Origin of the sequence: Frankia casuarinae, from assembly GCF_000013345.1 — a bacterium.
Lineage (GTDB): Bacteria > Actinomycetota > Actinomycetes > Frankiales > Frankiaceae > Frankia > Frankia casuarinae.
Map to the genome: position 1 here is coordinate 687573 of NC_007777.1, position 15710 is coordinate 703282.

The following is a 15710-nucleotide window of genomic DNA, read 5'->3' on the forward strand; positions in this document are numbered from 1 at the left end:
CGCCTCGGCGTCAGCCGTCTCTTGCCGTCCACCATCGCTTACCCATGGTGATGTCGGGACGAGTGGGCCGGGTGTCCTGTTACAGTCGCCTAACCGACCTCGGCGACCGGCCGGGGGAGGCGATCCGCACCGGGCAGGATGTCCACTTCCCGTCGGTCCGCAATCCCAGCAGGAGGAGCCGTGCTCACCGCCTTCACGCGGGCATTCCGCACGCCTGACCTGCGCAAGAAGCTGCTGTTCACCGTCGGTATCGTGATGCTGTTCCGGTTCGGCAGCGTCATGCCGTCGCCGGGTGTCTCGACGTCCGCAGTGAACACCTGCCTGGACTCGGCGAGTGCCGACAGCAGCAACGTCTACTCGCTGATCAACCTGTTCAGTGGTGGGGCTCTGCTGCAGCTGTCCATCTTCGCGCTTGGCATCATGCCGTACATCACATCGAGTATCATCATTCAGTTGCTCGTTGTGGTGATCCCTCGGCTGGAGCAGCTGAAGAAGGAGGGCAGCTCGGGCGAGCAGAAGCTTACGCAGTACACCCGGTACCTGACGATCGCCCTCGGTCTTCTGCAGGCCACCGGCATCGTGGCGCTGGCCCGCAGCGGCCGGCTGTTCCCCAGCTGTTCGGCCGCCATCATCCCGGACACGAGCCTGTTCCGGATCGCGACGATTGTCATCACGATGACGGCGGGTACCTCGGTCATCATGTGGATGGGTGAGTTGATCACCACCCGGGGGGTCGGTAACGGCATGTCGCTGCTGATCTTCACCTCGATCGCGGCAAGGCTTCCCTCCGAGGGCGGACGCATCCTCCAGGTCGCCGGCGGTGTGGTGTTTAGCCTGGTGCTCCTGCTCGGTCTCGCGATCGTCGTGTTCGTCGTGTTCGTCGAGCAGTCTCAGCGTCGCATCCCGGTCCAGTACGCCAAACGCCTGATCGGGCGGCGGATGTACGGCGGGACGTCGACCTACCTGCCGATCAAGGTCAACCAGGCCGGGATCATCCCCGTCATCTTCGCGTCCTCGCTGCTGCAGCTCCCTCAACTCGCCGGGCAGGTATGGAGCAACCGGAGCTTCCAGGACTTCGAGCAAAGATATCTCTCCAGGGGAGACCATCCACTCTATCTGGTGACATACTTCGCACTCATCATCTTCTTCACCTATTTTTATGTTGCGATCACCTTCAACCCAACGGAGGTCGCGGACAACATGAAGAAGTATGGTGGGTTCATCCCCGGGATCAGGCCGGGGAACCCGACGGCGGAGTACCTCAAACATGTACTCGACCGGATCACGCTCCCGGGATCGCTGTTCCTTGGCGTGATCACGGTCCTTCCGTTGGCACTGTTGAACCTGACCAAGGACCAGCCGTTCCCCTTCGCGGGCACGTCGGTCCTGATCATGGTGGGGGTTGGGCTGGAAACCGTGAAGCAGATCGAAAGCCAGCTCATGCTCCGCAATTACGAAGGTTTCCTCCGGTAGTGCGCCTCGTACTGGTCGGGCCGCCCGGTGCCGGAAAGGGCACCCAGGCCGCGTTCATTGCCCAGGCGCGGTCGATCCCTAAGATCTCCACCGGGGACATCTTCCGGGCGAACGTGCGACAGGGAACCGAACTGGGCGTCAAGGCCAAGACCTTCATGGATGCCGGTGATCTCGTACCGGACGAGATCACCATCGGTATGGTCCGCAACCGCTTGGCCGAGGACGACGCGGTCAAGGGATTCCTGCTCGATGGTTTTCCTCGTAACGTCCCGCAGGCCGAGGTGCTCGGGCAGATGCTCGATGGCATGGGGACCCGTCTGGACGTGGTGCTCGAGCTCGTCGTCGACGACGACGAGGTGGTGCGCCGGCTGTCCGGTCGGCGCACCTGTCGGAACTGCGGTCACATCTGGCACATCGACTTCGACCCGCCGTCGGTCGAAGGCGTCTGTGACCGGTGTGGTGGCGAGCTGTTCCAGCGCGACGACGATCGGTCGGAGACGGTCCGCCATCGGCTCGAGGTCTACGCGGACCAGACGGCGCCGCTGGTGGCCTACTACGCCGAAAAGGGCATCCTGATCGGTATCGACGCCACCGGACCGGTGGATAACGTCACCGACCGCGCGCTCGACGCCCTGCGGCACTACGGCGACTGAACCCGTCGGCCTGGTCCGGGCGCGGACCAGGCCGAACGTGACTCCCGTGCTTTTCGCGGAAGATCGTTGGAGCACGTCCTGCGGGGTCGGCGGCTAGCATCGGAAACGGACACAACACGAACACGGACCGGGGCGACGAGCGTGGCGCGACGAGAGCACGTCCAGATCAAGACGGCGGCAGAGATTGCCAAGATGCGGGTTGCTGGCCTGCTCGTCGCGAAGACGCTGGCGCGGCTGCGTGAGGCGGTCGTCCCCGGGGTCACCACGGCCGAGCTGGACGCCCTTGCCGAGAAGACGATCCGGGACGACGGCGGTATCCCGTCCTTCAAGGGCTATGCCCAGCCGCCGTATCCGGCCTCGATCTGCAGCTCGGTCAACAACGAGGTAGTGCACGCCATCCCCACCCGCAAGCGGGTGCTGCGCGAGGGCGATATCATCTCGATCGACTGCGGGGCGATCGTGGACGGCTGGCACGGGGACGCCGCGATCACCGTGCCGGTCGGTGAGGTCGCCCCGGAGGTTCTCGCGATGATCGACACGTGCGAGGGCGCGCTGTGGGCGGGCCTCGCCGCAGCCCAGCTCGGCGGAAAGCTCACCGACATCAGCGCCGCCGTCGAGCGGCATGTCCGTCCACATGGCTACGGGATCGTCGACCACTACGGCGGCCACGGCATCGGCAGCGAGATGCACCAGCCCCCCCACGTGCTCAACCACGGCCGGCCTGGCCGTGGCATCCGGCTGATCGAGGGCCTTGCGCTGGCCATCGAGCCTATGATCACTATGGGGTCGCCGGACACGGCCGTGCTCCCCGACGACTGGACCGTCGTGACCCGCGACGGCAGCCTCGCCGCCCACACCGAGCACTCGGTGGCAATCACTCCCCGTGGGCCGTGGGTGCTAACGGCGCCGGACGGCGGAGCGGCGAAACTCGCCGAGCTCGGGGTCGTCTGCGGGCAGCCGGCTGACGCCCCGTCCTGAACCGGCTGAACCGGCTGAGGTCGCGTCGGTCGCGTCGGCCCTTGACGGGGGTCGTGTTGACCCTTGACGGGGGTCGCAGCGTACACTCTTTAGCTGGCGGTCTTCTCACGCCGGTGTGCTCCACCGTGTCGATAGCAGTCCTGTCCATGGCAGTTGCGGTCGGTGGCAGTGTGGTTGGTGGGTTCGGGCTCCTCTCGGGGTAGTTCAAGCCTCTGACCTGGGCTTTTCCGGACATTTCGGGGGGCCGACCGGTCGCGGCCGAGCCGCCGTCCCATAGTCGACGTCAGGACAGCGGAGGACATGCCGAAGAAGGACGGGGCCATCGAGATCGAAGGCCGTGTGGTGGAGCCGCTCCCGAACGCGATGTTCCGGGTGGAGCTCCAGAACGGTCATCGTGTTCTCGCCCACATCAGCGGGAAGATGCGCCAGCACTACATCCGGATCCTGCCGGAGGACCGCGTCGTGGTCGAGCTCTCGCCCTACGACCTGTCCCGCGGCCGCATCGTCTACCGCTACAAGTAGTCGATCTTTTCTCACTCGCCCGTAGCTCCACTCAATCGCCACGCGCGGCCCGCGGCTGCGCAGGAGGTCCGCAACAGCCGTGAAGGTCAAGCCCAGCGTCAAGAAGATCTGCGACAAGTGCAAGGTGATCCGTCGCCACGGGCGAGTCATGGTCATCTGCGACAACCTTCGTCACAAGCAGCGTCAGGGCTGATGTCCTGACGGGTGCGCCTCGTCCCGGCGGGTGGCACAGCACGTGCCGCCCGCCGAGATGCGGCCCACCGCATCCAAGCGATGCCAGGCGTCCTCTTCGGGACGACCCACCCCCGGTCGGAGGCCGGGGCCCGCCCGGCCCGGCGCCGGCCGGGACGGCATCGCCCGAGACCTCCGGCCGCAGGAAGGAAACATCCGTTCATGGCACGCCTCTCCGGCGTCGACCTTCCCCGCGAGAAGCGGGTTGAGATCGCTCTGACCTACATCTTCGGAATCGGCCGCAGCCGCTCCCGAGACACCCTCGCCGCCACCGCGGTCAACCCGGACACGCGTGTTCGTGATCTGAGCGAGGAAGAGATCGTCAGGCTGCGCGACTGGATCGACGCGAACTACCGGGTCGAGGGTGACCTCAACCGGGAGATCAAGCAGGACATCCGCCGCAAGATGGAGATCGGGTGCTACCAGGGGCTCCGTCACCGGCGTAACCTGCCCGTCCACGGCCAGCGCACGCACACCAACGCGCGCACCCGCAAGGGCCCGCGCCGCGCCATCGCCGGCAAGAAGAAGGCTGGCAAGAAGTAGTCAGGGTCCCCGGCGGACCGTTCGGGTCCGCCGCCGACCACTGATCGACGACCTCGTACACGGAGACCACACGCGAATATGCCTCCCAAGACGCGCGCAGCCGGCGCCAAGAAGGTCCGGCGCAAGGAAAAGAAGAACGTCGCCCACGGACACGCTCACATCAAGAGCACGTTCAACAACACGATCGTCTCCATCACCGACCCGTCCGGGAACGTGATCTCCTGGGCTTCGGCGGGTCATGTCGGCTTCAAGGGCTCCCGCAAGTCCACGCCCTTCGCCGCCCAGATGGCGGCCGAGAACGCGGCCCGCAAGGCGCAGGAGCACGGGATGCGCAAGGTCGACGTCTTCGTGAAGGGCCCGGGTTCCGGCCGGGAGACCGCGATCCGTTCCCTGCAGGCCGCGGGGCTCGAGGTCGGTGCGATCCAGGACGTCACCCCGACCCCGCACAACGGTTGCCGCCCGCCCAAGCGGCGCAGGGTGTGACCATGCGGCGAGGCGGCCGTGGCCGGGGCTCCACGCCGGCCGGTGTCGTGGCGTCGTGTTCGAGTTCGCGCCAGGAAACGAGAGAGAAGGATTAGATGGCCCGTTACACCGGCGCGGACTGCAAGCGTTGCCGCCGCGAGAAGACCAAGCTGTTCCTCAAGGGCAGCAAGTGCGACACCCCGAAGTGCCCGATCGAGATCCGGCCCTACCCGCCGGGCGAGCACGGCCGTGGCCGCACCAAGGACTCCGAGTACCTGCTGCAGAAGCGCGAGAAGCAGAAGTGCGCCCGGATCTACGGCGTGCTGGAGAAGCAGTTCCGGGGCTACTACGACGAGGCGAATCGCCGGGCCGGCAAGACCGGTGACGAGCTGCTGAAGATCCTTGAGTCGCGGCTCGACAACGTCGTGTACCGGGGTGGCTTCGCACCCTCGCGGGACGCCGCCCGTCAGGCTGTCCGGCACGGCCACGTCCAGGTGAACGGCCGCAAGGTCGACATCCCCAGCTATCGGATCAGCGAGAACGACATCGTCGAGATCGCGCCGAAGGCCCGGGAGCTCACCCCGTTCATCGTGGCCCGGGAGACCGCGGGTCAGGGTCGGGCCGTTCCAGCCTGGCTGGAGGTGATCCCGAGCCAGCTGCGGATCCTGGTGCACTCGCTGCCGGCGCGGCAGGTGATCGATACCCAGGTGCAGGAACAGCTGATCGTCGAGCTTTACTCCAAGTAAAATCTACCGGCGTCGTCCCCGCAGCCAGGGGCGGAGCACACTGGAGTCCGGGCGGGCCTCCGCCCGGACACCACCCGTGGGTGGAATGGACCGATGTTCCGCCCACCGGCTCCCGTCAGGGGGCCCGCACCACACGGCGTCATATGGCGGTCGCCGTGGTCGGAAGGACGTTCTCATGCTGATCGCTCAGCGTCCCACCCTCATCGAAGACCCGATCTCCGAGTTCCGTTCACGCTTCGTGATCGAGCCGCTGGAGCCGGGCTTCGGCTACACCCTCGGTAACTCGTTGCGCCGGACCCTGCTGTCCTCCATCCCAGGTGCCTCGGTCACCAGCATCCGCATCGACGGCGTGCTGCACGAGTTCTCCACCGTGCCCGGCGTCAAGGAGGACGTGACCGACCTGATCCTGAACCTCAAGGAACTGGTCGTCAGCTCCGACAACGACGAGCCGACCGTGATGTACCTGCGCAAGCAGGGCCCCGGCGAGGTCACGGCGGCGGACATCGCCCCGCCGGCGGGCGTCGAGGTGCACAACCCCGAGTTGCGGCTCGCCACTCTGAACGACAAGGGCAAGCTTGAGATCGAGCTGACCGTCGAGCGGGGGCGCGGGTATGTCAGCGCGGCCCAGAACAAGCAGGCCGGCCAGGAGATCGGGCGGATCCCGATCGACTCGATCTACTCGCCGGTGCTGAAGGTGACCTACAAGGTCGAGGCGACCCGCGTCGAGCAGCGGACCGACTTCGACCGGCTCATCGTTGACGTCGAGACCAAGCCGTCGATCTCCCCGCGAGACGCGATGGCCAGCGCCGGCAAGACCCTGGTCGGCCTGTTCGGGCTGGCTCAGGAGCTCAACGCCGAGGCGGAGGGCGTCGACATCGGCCCGTCCGCCGCGGACGCGGCGCTGGCGGCCGACCTTGCGCTGCCCATCGAGGAGATGGACCTGACCGTCCGCTCCTACAACTGCCTCAAGCGTGAGGGCATCCACACGATCGGCGAGCTGGTCTCCCGTAGCGAGGCCGACCTGCTCGACATCCGTAACTTCGGGCAGAAGTCGATCGATGAGGTCAAGACGAAGCTGGGCGCGATGGGCCTGCAGCTCAAGGACTCCCCGCCCGGGTTCGACCCGCGCCAGGCGGTGGACACCTACGGCACCGACGCGTACAGCCCGTCGTTCTCCGACCCGTCCGACGACGGCGCGGAGTTCATCGAGACCGAGCAGTACTGATCTCCACGAGGGCCTCCGCTTCCGGCGGGGGCCCTCGGCGACCCTCCGGTGGCGAGAGCCGCGTCCTTCGGGCGGGCAGCCTGGCTAGGCCGGTGACCAGCAGGACAGTGAAAGGAACGAGGAGCACTCATCATGCCCACGCCAACCAAGGGCGCCCGGCTCGGCGGCAGCCCCGCACATGAGCGGCTGCTGCTGGCCAACCTCGCCACCGCGCTGTTCGAGCACGGCGGCATCACCACCACCGAGGCGAAGGCCAAGCGGCTGCGTCCGTACGCCGAGCGTTTGGTGACCTTCGCCAAGCGGGGGGACCTGCACGCCCGCCGGCGTGTCATGCGCCAGGTACGCGACAACTCGGTCGTGCACACCCTGTTCACCGAGATCGGTCCGCGCTACGCGAACCGGAACGGTGGCTACACCCGGATCGTCAAGATCGGCAACCGGAAGGGTGACAACGCCCCGCTGGCCCGGATCGAGCTGGTCGAGGCGCTGACCGTCGGCCAGCAGGCCGTCAGTGAGGCCGAGCGGGCGCGGGGCACCCGTTTCGAGGCTCGTCGCAAGCCCACCGGTGCCACCGTGGAGGCTGCGGAGGAGCTGGCCCAGGAGTCGCCAACCGCGGCTGCTGTGGCAGTCGAGGCCGCGGAGCCGGCGGAGACCCCCGCCGAAGGGGCCGCCGGCAAGCCGACGACCGCGCAGACGGACGACTCCGGCATCGGGGACGACTCCGGCGCCGGGGAGCAGAACTCCGCAAACTGAGATCCGGGCCGAAGGCCGAAATCTTTGGCCGAATCTCGCGTCCTGGAGTAGATCCGCGCAGGCCCGCCGCCCATCATGGGCGGCGGGCTTTCGTTTTAGTGCCGCCGCACCGCCGCGTCGTCGCTTGCACGGGGGAGAGGCAGATGTCCGATCCGGGAGTTTCCGCGGGACGTCGTCCCGCGGGTCGCGAGGCGGCTGCCCGCCGGTGATGATGATGACCGACGGGCTGGTTCGGCTGCGGCTGGACCTCTCTTATGACGGGACGCCGTTCGCGGGATGGGCCCGCCAGCCCGGCCAACGCACCGTGCAGGGCGATGTGGAGGACGCCCTCATGCGGGTGGCGCGGTTGCCGGCGGTACGGCTCACCGTCGCCGGACGGACCGATTCGGGTGTCCACGCCGTCGGTCAGGTAGCGCACGTTGATCTCCCGGACGACGTGCCGCTCGGCGGCCTCGCGCGGCGGCTGAACGGTGTCCTGGACCGGGCCGTGCGGATCATCGGGCTCGCCCCGGCACCGCCCGGCTTCGACGCCAGATTCTCCGCGCTCTCCCGCCGCTACGTCTATCGGATCACCGACGCTCCGTATGGAGCCGAACCCCTGCGGCGCTTCGACACCCTGGCCTGGCCTCGTCCGCTCGACGTGCCCGCGATGGCGGCGGCGGCGCTGTTCCTGGTCGGCGAGCATGACTTCGCCGCGTTCTGCCGGCGCCGGGAAGGCGCGACGACCGTCCGTACGCTGCTGCGCCTCGATGTGCTCCGCCGGCCTGAGGGGGTCGTCGTGGCCGACGTCGAGGCCGACGCCTTCTGCCACTCCATGGTCCGGGCGCTGGTCGGCGCCCTGCTCGCCGTCGGGGAGGGCCGCAAGCCGCCCCAATGGCCCGCGGCGGTGCTGCACCGAGGTGTCCGGGACCCCGCCGTCACCGTGGCGCCGGCACACGGCCTGACGCTGGTGGACGTGCGTTACCCGCCCGATCCTGAGCTGGCCGCCCGGGCCGAGGTCACCCGGGCCGTCCGGATTCCCCCCACGCCGTCCGGTTGAGGGGGCCCCGGTCGCCGGTGAGTCAGTGGTCGCCGGTGAGTCAGTGGCGCGGACCGTGGCCGAGTACTGCTCGGTCTCCGATGGGCTCGGTCGCGAGCGTGCTCAGATCGGTCTGGGCGTTCCGCAGCGCGGGATCGATCCCCGCACCCTGGGTGCCGTCGGTGTAGGCGACCTGCGTGTAGATGAGGTAGTGCCCGCGGGTGATCGCGCCCCGCCACGAGTTGTTCCCACCCGGGCCGGTGATCCGCGCGTTCGGAATCGAGTTGGCCGGGACGGGGAGGGGCACGATGCCACCGCGTCCCTGGTTGAGGATGTCCGCGGTGGCGGTGGCGGTGGCGAGCTTGTCGAGGACGAAGACGGTGACGCCGGCCAACACCTGGCGTTCGCCGTCCCTCGGGGTGCTGAGGAACAGCGTCCGCACCACCTGCCGGCAGCGCCGGTCCTTGAGCTGTGTGACCAGATCACCAGTGAGATCCGGGCAGCTGTTGTCCAGTTTGCGGGCGAGCCGTCGGTAGTTCCGTCCTTCGGCCTCGACCTGCTCGTCGGAGAAGAACTCGTTGGCGGTCACCGGATCGGAGTCGAGGGTCGCGCTGTCGAGGAAGCCTGCCGGGATCGGTGGGAGCGTCTGCCGGGTGGTGGGCGTCTTGTTCCCGTTGTCCCCGCTGCGCCCGTTGTCCCCGCTGCGCACCGCCACGACCGCGACCGCCGCGATGAGGACGAGGACGGCCCCGGCGACGCCGGCCAGCAGCCGCCGAGCGCTGCGGACCCCACGGTCCCCGGCCTGGTCCTGAGTGCTCCGCCCCCACCTCGGCGGGTACGCGCCACGGGCGCTCGATGCGGCGGTGGCGGACGGTGCCGACCCGTTGATCGGATCGCCGTCGACCGGATCGCCGTCGCCGAATCCGCTGTCAGCCGCGGGGGGTGGGTGGGATTCGCCGGTTTCACCGATGAGGGTGGGACCGCCGGTAACGGCATCCGTGTCGGGGAAGACACCCGGGCGTGGGGAGACACCCGGATAGGCCGGCGTGTCCGAGTCCCGTGGACGGGATGCCGGGCGCTCATAGCGGGTCGGACCGGACGGCGGCACGGATGCGGCGCCGGTCCCGGCTGGCCCCGTGCTCAAGCTCGTGGTGGTCGGGGACGGTGTTACGTCGGGCGGCGTGGTGTCGGGCGGCGTGATCCGCAGGGAGGTCGGCTTCGGCGAGAACGAGTACGTCCGGGACCCCCCGAACAGGGGATCGTCGGCCGGGGGAGTCCAGCCGTCGAGGTCGGGGTGCGCGCCACCCGGGCGGGGAATCGTCGCCGCTGTCGGGCCCGTGGTGCCTCCCCGGCAGGCCGGACCGCCGCCCTCCGACGCGCCCTTCGACGCGCCGGCCGACCGACGGCCCTCGGCAGGCGCGGGAGACGCCCGATCATGGCAGGCGCCTCCGGACAGCGGGGTCGGCCCCTCGTGCCCGGGGGCCCCGGGCCCCTCGCGCCCGTCAGATCGCCCGCTGCCCATCTCCGTCATCCTGGTGAGAATAGCCAGGTTGTCGGCGGGATTCAGCGCGGTCAGGTGTCCATGGTCGGTGGCCGGACCGACTGCATGTCCGTACTCCCGGTGCTCTCCCGTACTCCCGTACTCCCGATACTCCAGCCTTCCGTGCCCCCCCGGTGGACCGCTCCGATCGCCTGGTAACCTCAAAGACTGCTGCGCGTGACACGTCCCGTCTGCGCGCTCCACATTCTTGACGAGATCCGCGAGAGGCCCCTTGGGAGTCTCCTGGCGGGATCGTCCGAACGAGAAGGCAGACCTGTGCGCACGTACCAGCCCAAGCCCGCGGATGTCCAGCGTGTGTGGCACGTCATCGATGCCACCGACGTGGTGCTCGGTCGGCTGGCGACCCAGGCCGCCACGCTCCTGCGTGGAAAGCACAAGCCGTACTTCGCTCCGCATATCGACACCGGCGACTTCGTCGTCGTGATCAACGCGGGTAAGGTCGCCCTGAGCGGGAACAAGCGGGAGCAGGCCCAGTACCACCGGCACTCCGGCTTCCCGGGCGGTCTGCGCAGCACCTCCTACGGGGAGCTGCTCGACACCCGTCCGCAGATCATCGTCGAGAAGGCGATCAAGGGCATGCTGCCGAAGAACAAGCTCGGCCGAGCCCAGGGGACCAAGCTGAAGGTCTATGCGGGTCCGACTCACCCGCACCAGGCGCAGCAGCCCACCCCGTTCGAGATCATCCAGGTCGCGCAGTAGCCGCGGACCTCCTGAGCCGGTCGCCGGGCGGGCTCTTCCCGCCCGGCGGTATCGGCCCCGGGAACCACGCATCAACCGAGGAAGGAACGCGACGTGGCTGTCGTGACCGACGTACAGGGCAATCCCCGCGCCACCGGGCGGCGCAAGGAGGCGGTCGTCCGGGTGCGTCTGCTCCCGGGGACCGGGCAGTGGACGCTCAACGGGCGCACGCTTGAGCAGTATTTCCCGAACAAGGTGCACCAGCAGCTCGTCAACGAGCCGCTCAAGGCACTGGATCGGATGGAGTCGTACGACATCGTCGCCCGGCTGCACGGCGGCGGCGTCTCCGGGCAGGCCGGTGCGCTGCGGCTCGCCCTCGCCCGCGCGTTGACGCTGGCGGAGGAGGAGTCCCGGCCTACCCTGAAGAAGGCCGGCTTCCTGACCCGTGACGCTCGGGTCAAGGAGCGTAAGAAGTACGGGCTCAAGAAGGCCCGCAAGGCTCCGCAGTACAGCAAGCGCTGACCTTGGATCCCCTTCGCGGGCGTGCCCCCGGAGGCGTGCTCCCGGAGGGGATCGGTGCCACCGGTGCCCCCCTCGGTCTCCGCCACGATCTTCGACGAGGGAGACCTCAATGGTGAGGCTCTTTGGCACCGACGGCGTCCGAGGTGTCGCCAACATCGATCTGACCGCGGAGCAGGCGTTGTCGCTGGCTTCCGCGGCGGTCGAGGTCCTCGCTGGGCCGAACCGGACCAGCGGGCCCTCCGGCCGCGGTAAGCCGGTAGTGGTCGTCGGCCGGGACACGCGGCCCTCCGGGGAGTTCCTGGAGGCCGCGGTGGTCGCCGGGCTCGCGGCCTCCGGTGCCGACGTGGCCCGGATCGGGGTGGCACCCACGCCCGCGGTGGCTCACGCCGTCGCGGCCAGCGGCGCGATGTTCGGCGTCATGCTCTCCGCCAGCCATAACCCGATGCCGGACAACGGCATCAAGCTGTTCGCCGCCGGCGGCCTCAAACTGCCCGACGAGGTCGAGGATGCCATCGAGCGGCGGATGGCCCTACCTCCCAGCCGCCGTCCCGTCGGCGCCGACGTCGGTCGGGTCCGCGACGAACCGGTTCTCCTCGACCGGTATGCGGCGCATCTGCTGGCCACGCTGCCGGTGCCGCTCGACGGCCTGCGGGTCGTCGTCGACTGTGCCCAGGGCGCCGCCTCCACCTTGGCCCCTCGGGTGCTGCGGGCGGCCGGAGCCGACGTCGTCGCGCTGCACGCCGACGGCGACGGGATAGCGATCAACGACGGCAGCGGTGCCACCCATCTCGACAGCCTGCGTGCCGCGGTCGTGGCGCACGGCGCCGACGTCGGCATCGCCCATGACGGCGACGCGGACCGTTGCCTCGCCGTGGACGCGACCGGTGAGGTCGTCGACGGCGACCAGATCCTGGCGATGTGTGCTCTGGCGCTGGCCGAGCGGGGTGAGCTGGTCGACGACACGGTGGTGGTCACCGTGATGTCGAATCTGGGCTTTCACCACGCGATGCGGGAGGCCGGTATCACCGTCGTCACTACACCCGTCGGAGATCGGTACGTGCTGGAGACGATGCGCGCCGGAGGCTACGTGCTCGGCGGTGAGCAGAGCGGGCACGTGGTGTTCCTGGACCACGCGACGACCGGCGATGGGTTGTTGACGGCGTTGCGGATCCTGGGCCGGGTCGCCGAGACCGGACAACCGCTCGGCGAGCTCACCAAGGCGATGACCCGGCTGCCCCAGGTGTTGGTGAACGTGCGTGGCGTCGACCGGACACAGGTGGACACCAATGAGGAACTGCTGCGGGCCGTCGCCCTGGCCAAGGCGGAACTCGGTGACGAGGGTCGGGTGCTGCTGCGGTCGTCCGGCACCGAACCCCTCGTGCGGGTGATGGTCGAGGCGGGCACCGACGCCGCCGCGCGGGCGGTCGCACAGCGGCTCGCCGCCGTCGTGCGCACCGCGTTGCCGCCGGCGCGCTGACCGATCCCGCCGCTGACCGATCCCGCCGCTGACCGATCCCGCCGCTGACCGGTCCCGCCGCGGCCACAAGCGGACACCTTGCCCCGAGCCTCCCCCGGTACGCTCTCACCCCCGGGAACCTGCGTACGCTGAGCCGCATGTGCGGGATCATCGGTTACGTCGGCGACCAGGCGGCCCTGGATGTCGCGTTGAACGGTCTGCGGCGGTTGGAGTACCGCGGTTACGACTCGTCGGGTGTCGCCGTGGTCGGCGCCGGGGCACTGCGGACGGCGCGTCGTGCCGGCAAGCTGTCCAACCTCGAGAAGCTGCTCGCCGAGAATCCGGATTCCAGGCCGATGCCCGGCACCACAGGCATGGGGCATACCCGGTGGGCCACGCATGGTGGACCAACCGACGCGAATGCCCATCCGCACACCGACTGCACCGGCGCCATCGCCGTCATCCACAACGGGATCATCGAGAACTTCGCCGCGTTGCGGGTCGAGCTGGAGACGGTCGGCCACGAGCTCGCCAGTGAGACCGACACGGAGGTCGTCGCCCATCTCCTCGAAGTCGAGCTTGCCGGCACCGGCACCGGCACCGGCACCGGTGCTGGTGCTGGTGCTGGTGCCGACCGCGGGTACGACGGGGGCGCGCATCCGCTGACCGTCGCGCTGCGACGGGTCTGCCGGCGGCTGGAAGGCGCGTTCACCCTGGTCGTGCTGCACCGCGACTTCCCGGAGGTGGTTGTCGGGGCCCGGCGTAACAGCCCGCTGGTCGTGGGGCTCGGTCAGGGGGAGACCTTCCTCGCCAGCGACGTCTCGGCCTTCATCGCCCACACCCGGGAGGCGCTGGAGATCGGGCAGGATCAGGTGGTCGAGGCCCGCCGGGACGGTGCGACGGTGACCGACTTCGGCGGCCAGATCATCGAGGGTCGGCGCTACCACGTCGACTGGGATGCCAGCGCCGCCGAGAAGGGCGGCTACCCGTACTTCATGCTCAAGGAGATCAGCGAGCAGCCGACCGCCCTGGCAGACACGCTGCGCGGTCGGCTTTCCGCCGACGGTGCGATCGTGCTCGACGAGGAGCGGCTGTCTGGCCAGGATTTCCGGGACGTGGACAAGGTCTTCATCGTCGCCTGCGGCACCGCCTACCACGCCGGCCTCATCGCGAAGTACGCAATCGAGCACTGGACCAGGCTGCCCTGCGAGGTCGAGATGGCTTCGGAGTTTCGCTACCGCGACCCGGTGCTCGACCGGTCCACCCTCGTCATCGCGATCAGCCAGAGCGGCGAGACGCTGGACACGCTGATGGCGGTCAAACACGCGCGCGAGCAGAAGGCGCGGGTGCTGGCCATCTGCAACACCAACGGTTCTACGATCCCTCGGGAGTCCGATGCGGTGCTGTACACCCGCTGCGGCCCGGAGGTGGGGGTCGCGTCCACCAAGACCTTCCTCGGGCAGGTCGCCGCGTGCCTTCTCGTCGGCCTGTTCTTGGCCCAGGTGCGCGGCGTGCTCTACGGCGACGAGGTCGCCGCGTACGTCGAGCGGCTCCAGCGCATGCCCGAGCTGATCGAACGGACGCTGGGAACGGTCGAGCCGGTGCGGGAGCTCGCCCGCGCCCTGGCCGACGCGAAGGCGGTGCTATTCCTCGGTCGTCATGTGGGGTACCCGGTGGCCCTGGAAGGGGCCCTCAAGCTCAAGGAACTCGCCTACATGCACGCCGAGGGGTTCCCGGCGGGGGAGCTCAAGCACGGGCCGATCGCGCTCATCGAGCCCGGCCTGCCGGTGTTCGTCGTTGTGCCGTCCCCGCGGGGTCGTGCCAACCTGCACGGAAAGATCGTTTCCAACATCCAGGAGGTCCGGGCGCGTGGCGCCCGCACGATCGTGATCGCGGAAGAGAGCGACACCGCCGTCGAACCGTTCGCCGATCATCTCATCCGCGTGCCCGCGACCGCGTCGCTGTTCGCGCCCCTGGTCACGACGCTACCGCTGCAGGTCTTCGCGTGCGAGCTGGCGCTTGCGCGCGGCCTCGATGTCGATCAGCCGCGTAACCTGGCGAAGTCGGTGACAGTCGAGTAAGCCCTTCCCCACACGGCGCCTTCCCCACACGGCGCCTTCGGCGCAGTGTGGGGGCCCCTGGCATCGGGCGCCGTTCGGGGTTTCTGTCAGCTCGCCTTCGGCGAGCTTCCTGGGGTAGTCGACGGCGCCTTCGGCGCAGTGTGGGGCCCCTGGCATCGGGCTGCGGGGGCTCGGGCCTGCGGGTCAGGGGCCTGCCGGTCAGGTGGACGGCGTCGCTCCGTGCTGACGGCCGTGCCAGGCGACCGTCGCCTCCCACAGCGCATCGGCGACGGCGTCGTTGTCGTCGGCGGCGTCGAGCAGGGTCTCGACAAGTTCGGCGCGAGGGGCGCGGCTGAGGAAGACGCGCATCGCGGCGTGGACCGGGTCGTCGGTGAAGAGGGTCTCCTCGCCGAGGATCGTGCCGTCCTCCCCCTCGTCGTCCTCGGCGAGCCCCGCCGAGCCGGTGGCCACGAGGGCGACCGCGACCGCGTGCCGGCAGAACGAGCCGGTGGATCCCTCGGTGCAGGTACAGCCCGTCCGTGGCCCGTCGTCGGCCGCCTCCAGGCGGACCTCGTACGAACCGTCGTCGTCCACCGTGCCGGATGCGTTGGTGGGGCGGATACGGAGTTGTTCGACTCGACCGAGAAGAGCCAGATTCACCCCTTCCATGAAGACGTCGGTGCCGGCGTGCTGTGCGCAGGCGCGTTCCTCGAAGGCTGCCTCGAGCGGGGTGACGGCGTCTCCGCCGTGCCCGTTCTCCCCGGACCCCGAAATGATCACTGCTCAATCCTACGGAATTCGCGCGGTTCGGGGATGCCTAGCCGAGTAG

17 protein-coding genes are annotated in these 15710 nt (G+C 69.0%); 15 read left to right on the plus strand and 2 right to left on the minus strand.

Annotated elements, in window-relative coordinates; all coding sequences use genetic code 11:
• Nucleotides 1-180: 180 nt before the first annotated feature.
• The 11 genes from secY to truA all read left to right on the plus strand — a co-directional run bounded on the left by secY (nucleotide 181) and on the right by truA (nucleotide 8625).
• Nucleotides 181-1473, plus strand: coding sequence for a preprotein translocase subunit SecY (secY, locus tag FRANCCI3_RS03025; protein WP_011435057.1), 1293 nt, complete (start codon nucleotides 181-183; stop codon nucleotides 1471-1473).
• Entirely contained in the window at nucleotides 1473-2126 is a 654-nt protein-coding gene (locus FRANCCI3_RS03030; protein WP_011435058.1) for an adenylate kinase, read from the plus strand. Before secY ends, FRANCCI3_RS03030 begins: the two co-directional genes overlap by 1 nt.
• A gap of 141 nt (nucleotides 2127-2267) precedes the next feature.
• Nucleotides 2268-3104: a type I methionyl aminopeptidase gene (gene map, locus FRANCCI3_RS03035; protein ID WP_011435059.1), complete on the plus strand. Its 837-nt coding sequence runs from the start codon at nucleotides 2268-2270 to the stop codon at nucleotides 3102-3104.
• Nucleotides 3105-3404: 300 nt separating this feature from the next.
• Nucleotides 3405-3626: a translation initiation factor IF-1 gene (gene infA / locus FRANCCI3_RS03040; protein WP_006541558.1), complete on the plus strand. Its 222-nt coding sequence runs from the start codon at nucleotides 3405-3407 to the stop codon at nucleotides 3624-3626.
• 79 nt (nucleotides 3627-3705) lie between these two features.
• The gene (gene rpmJ / locus FRANCCI3_RS23995) at nucleotides 3706-3819 is read left to right on the plus strand and encodes a 50S ribosomal protein L36 (RefSeq protein ID WP_003956441.1); all 114 of its coding nucleotides are present in this window, start codon (nucleotides 3706-3708) and stop codon (nucleotides 3817-3819) included.
• Nucleotides 3820-4019: 200 nt separating this feature from the next.
• Entirely contained in the window at nucleotides 4020-4400 is a 381-nt protein-coding gene (rpsM, locus tag FRANCCI3_RS03045; RefSeq protein ID WP_011435060.1) for a 30S ribosomal protein S13, read from the plus strand.
• A gap of 78 nt (nucleotides 4401-4478) precedes the next feature.
• Nucleotides 4479-4883, plus strand: a complete 405-nt coding sequence (gene rpsK / locus FRANCCI3_RS03050) for a 30S ribosomal protein S11 (RefSeq protein WP_011435061.1) — start codon at nucleotides 4479-4481, stop codon at nucleotides 4881-4883.
• A 95-nt stretch (nucleotides 4884-4978) separates the two neighbouring features.
• A complete protein-coding gene (gene rpsD, locus FRANCCI3_RS03055) occupies nucleotides 4979-5608 on the plus strand; it encodes a 30S ribosomal protein S4 (RefSeq protein ID WP_011435062.1) in 630 nt (209 codons plus the stop codon).
• A gap of 175 nt (nucleotides 5609-5783) precedes the next feature.
• Nucleotides 5784-6833: a DNA-directed RNA polymerase subunit alpha gene (locus tag FRANCCI3_RS03060; RefSeq protein WP_011435063.1), complete on the plus strand. Its 1050-nt coding sequence runs from the start codon at nucleotides 5784-5786 to the stop codon at nucleotides 6831-6833.
• Between the two features lie 132 nt (nucleotides 6834-6965).
• A complete protein-coding gene (gene rplQ / locus FRANCCI3_RS03065; RefSeq protein ID WP_011435064.1) occupies nucleotides 6966-7586 on the plus strand; it encodes a 50S ribosomal protein L17 in 621 nt (206 codons plus the stop codon).
• A 208-nt stretch (nucleotides 7587-7794) separates the two neighbouring features.
• Entirely contained in the window at nucleotides 7795-8625 is an 831-nt protein-coding gene (truA, locus tag FRANCCI3_RS03070) for a tRNA pseudouridine(38-40) synthase TruA (protein ID WP_035940875.1), read from the plus strand.
• A gap of 40 nt (nucleotides 8626-8665) precedes the next feature.
• Here the strand turns inward: truA and FRANCCI3_RS03075 are convergent, their stop codons facing one another.
• Nucleotides 8666-10126 (minus strand): hypothetical protein, encoded by a 1461-nt coding sequence (locus FRANCCI3_RS03075; protein WP_051569455.1) that lies wholly within the window; start codon nucleotides 10124-10126, stop codon nucleotides 8666-8668.
• Nucleotides 10127-10420: 294 nt separating this feature from the next.
• Between FRANCCI3_RS03075 and rplM the strand changes: the two genes are divergently transcribed.
• From rplM to glmS, 4 genes are all read left to right on the plus strand, one after another.
• Nucleotides 10421-10864, plus strand: coding sequence for a 50S ribosomal protein L13 (gene rplM, locus FRANCCI3_RS03080; RefSeq protein WP_011435067.1), 444 nt, complete (start codon nucleotides 10421-10423; stop codon nucleotides 10862-10864).
• A gap of 93 nt (nucleotides 10865-10957) precedes the next feature.
• On the plus strand, nucleotides 10958-11365 hold the full coding sequence (gene rpsI / locus FRANCCI3_RS03085; protein WP_011435068.1) for a 30S ribosomal protein S9: 408 nt from the start codon (nucleotides 10958-10960) through the stop codon (nucleotides 11363-11365).
• A 109-nt stretch (nucleotides 11366-11474) separates the two neighbouring features.
• Nucleotides 11475-12842 (plus strand): phosphoglucosamine mutase, encoded by a 1368-nt coding sequence (gene glmM / locus FRANCCI3_RS03090; protein WP_011435069.1) that lies wholly within the window; start codon nucleotides 11475-11477, stop codon nucleotides 12840-12842.
• Between the two features lie 137 nt (nucleotides 12843-12979).
• Nucleotides 12980-14902, plus strand: a complete 1923-nt coding sequence (gene glmS, locus FRANCCI3_RS03095; RefSeq protein WP_011435070.1) for a glutamine--fructose-6-phosphate transaminase (isomerizing) — start codon at nucleotides 12980-12982, stop codon at nucleotides 14900-14902.
• A 198-nt stretch (nucleotides 14903-15100) separates the two neighbouring features.
• On the opposite strand, the gene FRANCCI3_RS03100 is transcribed toward glmS, so the two are convergent.
• Nucleotides 15101-15661 (minus strand): SWIM zinc finger family protein, encoded by a 561-nt coding sequence (locus tag FRANCCI3_RS03100; RefSeq protein ID WP_011435071.1) that lies wholly within the window; start codon nucleotides 15659-15661, stop codon nucleotides 15101-15103.
• Nucleotides 15662-15710 lie beyond the last annotated feature (49 nt).